General features: G+C 44.2%; 3 protein-coding genes. 1 reads left to right on the top strand and 2 read right to left on the bottom strand.

Annotated elements, in window-relative coordinates; genetic code table 11:
- Positions 1-793 (bottom strand): ABC transporter substrate-binding protein (locus tag B7C60_RS18310; protein WP_245868856.1); only part of this gene is annotated, 793 nt, incomplete at its 3' end.
- 182 nt (positions 794-975) lie between these two features.
- Positions 976-1,494 (bottom strand): NUDIX hydrolase, encoded by a 519-nt coding sequence (locus B7C60_RS07550; RefSeq protein WP_099611131.1) that lies wholly within the window; start codon positions 1,492-1,494, stop codon positions 976-978.
- Between the two features lie 168 nt (positions 1,495-1,662).
- On the opposite strand from B7C60_RS07550, the gene B7C60_RS07545 reads away from it, so the two are divergent.
- Positions 1,663-2,322: siderophore-interacting protein (locus B7C60_RS07545; RefSeq protein ID WP_245868854.1), on the top strand; the 660-nt coding region annotated here is incomplete at its 3' end.

Genomic DNA, 2,322 nt, shown 5'->3' with positions numbered 1-2,322 from the left:
GCATCACCGTATCATCGCGGTAATAATCATACTGCACTTGCTTAAAGTTATTTCGTCCAACATTCACCGGTAGATCTTTCGCCCAATAATCATCCACCAGCTGATAAGTCACACTTTGACCGGGTTTAAAATCAACCACACGGTAAGGCCCGCTACCGACGGGAGGCTGATTTAAAGGTTCAGATAAATTTTTATCACGCCAAAAATGGGCGGGTAACACTCGAGTCGATTGAGCAAAACTAAAAAGCTTCTCACGGTTGCCTGTTTTCATTTCAACGCGGACAGTACGCTTATTTAAGGCTTGCACCGATTTGATTTCTTGATAGTAAACTCGGTACTGAGCAACGCCTTCGGTCATAAATTTATTAAAGGTGAACTCCACATCATAAGCGGTGATCGGAGTGCCGTCGTGAAAACGTGCCGCAGGGTTTATATCCAATTCAAGCCAGAGGTAATCGTCAGAATAACGGACTTTTTCGGCGATAAGTGGATAGTAGGTATCGATTTCGTCACTGGGTGAAAACATTAATGCATCGTATAACTCACCCGTTCCCGCAGCCGCCACTCCACGTGAAGCATAACGGTTAAAGTTATCAAAGGTGCCAATCTGCCCATAAGTGATTTTTCCATACTTGGGCGCTTGAGGATTCACATAATCAAAATGGGTAAAATTGGCTGGATATTTCGCTTTGCCGTAACCGACTAACTGGGTCGTCTCTATAACATCCGCCCAAGCCATCTGGCTGGATGCGACCAATAATGCTCCCAATACCCATCGTGAATATTTCCCCATGTAAACGTCCTTTTGGTTAACTGGTTATTTTTCGTCTTATCCTATTGTTTTTACTATACTCAACTCTGAATAAGATACCAATGCATAACGGATCTGATTTCATTCAATTGCCGCGCTTCGAACGAGATCGTATTAGCGACTTACGATTTCATTCTGTCCAAGCGTTTAATTCGCCCTAAATCTTACAGCAATTCTTTGGCAATCAAGCGCAGTAAAAAAGTTTCTCGCTCAATACTCATGCCTTTTTGTGTACTATGTGCCATGGTCTGCTCATTATGGGCAATGGCCTGATGAATATTCATCCACACAGGCTGCATACCATTGTTGATTTCATACTCTTCCAAACGCATTTGACCAAGCTGACGATCGGCTTTGCAGGTATAGCAATAAGAGATCATATGCATCACATCAGCATCCTCTCGATACCAAGGACGAAACTCTTCATATAAGCCAAATGGTTGGATCATTTGAATATTGCTTGCACCTGTTTCTTCTTGTAATTCACGCACCATGGCTTGGATGATATCTTCCTGTTTATCAACGCCCCCACCGGGTAAGGTGTAATCATCATAGCGCTCAGTATAGAGCAATAAAATCTCTTCACCTTCAAGCACAATGGCTCGAGCGGCTTTACGCTGTATGATTGAATAATGGCTTAAGTTAGCGATATCTGGGTGGGTTGCTGTCTGTAAATGTCTCATGAGTCTCTCGCTTTAATCCTTGCAGTGAATTTTATCATGTAGACTCATCGACCAGCGAATCCGTTCATTATTTTTATCGATAAATTATTGTAAACGACAACGATTATCATTGCCGATGCGTAAAATTATCGTTATGGTAAGCCAGATAAAGTCAGCGAGATAAATACTATGAGTCATCCAAATAATCAACGCCCTTCTTACCCTGTCACCGTGGTAAAAACTGAACGAATCTCTCCGCACATTCAGCGTATTACTCTGCAAGGTTCAAGCATTGCTCACTTTGGAAAAGAGAGTGAAGGTGGCTATATTAAACTGCTGTTCACTCCGCAAGGATCCAGTGATCTCAGTCAACTTGGCAGTGAAGAACGCTCCGTCATGCGCACTTATACCATTCGTCAGTTCGATACACAGACTCACAGCCTTGTGGTCGATTTTGTTCGCCATTCCAGTGAGGATTTGGCTTGCAGTTTTGCCTCCCGCTGGGCAGAAACTGTACAAGTGGGTGAAAGCATTGCCATCGCAGGGCCGGGTAAAAGCCAAGACCCAAACTGGAAAGCAGCTGAATGGGTATTTCTTGCAGCAGATATGACCGCCCTGCCCGCCTTGTCAGTGACACTGGCGAGTCTTGATGCAAAAACAAAAGGTTATGCTGTGATAGAGATCAGCGATCCCGCCGATCAACAACGCTTAATCTCCCCAACCGGCGTGCAAATTATATGGGTCAATGCAGCGCAAGGAGAATCCTTAACTGAGGTTGTCAAAGCTCAATCTTGGTTAACGGGTCAATGCGCGGTGTGGTGTGCCTGTGAATTTGATGCCATGCGGACA

Origin of the sequence: Vibrio fujianensis, assembly GCF_002749895.1 — a bacterium.
GTDB classification, from domain to species: Bacteria; Pseudomonadota; Gammaproteobacteria; order Enterobacterales; family Vibrionaceae; genus Vibrio; species Vibrio fujianensis.
Note: the sequence above shows the minus strand (reverse complement) of the source record. Positions and strands in the feature narration are given on the sequence as shown.

Excerpts from the sequence above, each read along its gene's own strand:
- B7C60_RS07550 (WP_099611131.1), bottom strand. The coding sequence starts at position 1,494 with ATGAGACATTTACAGACAGCAACCCACCCAGATATCGCTAACTTAAGC.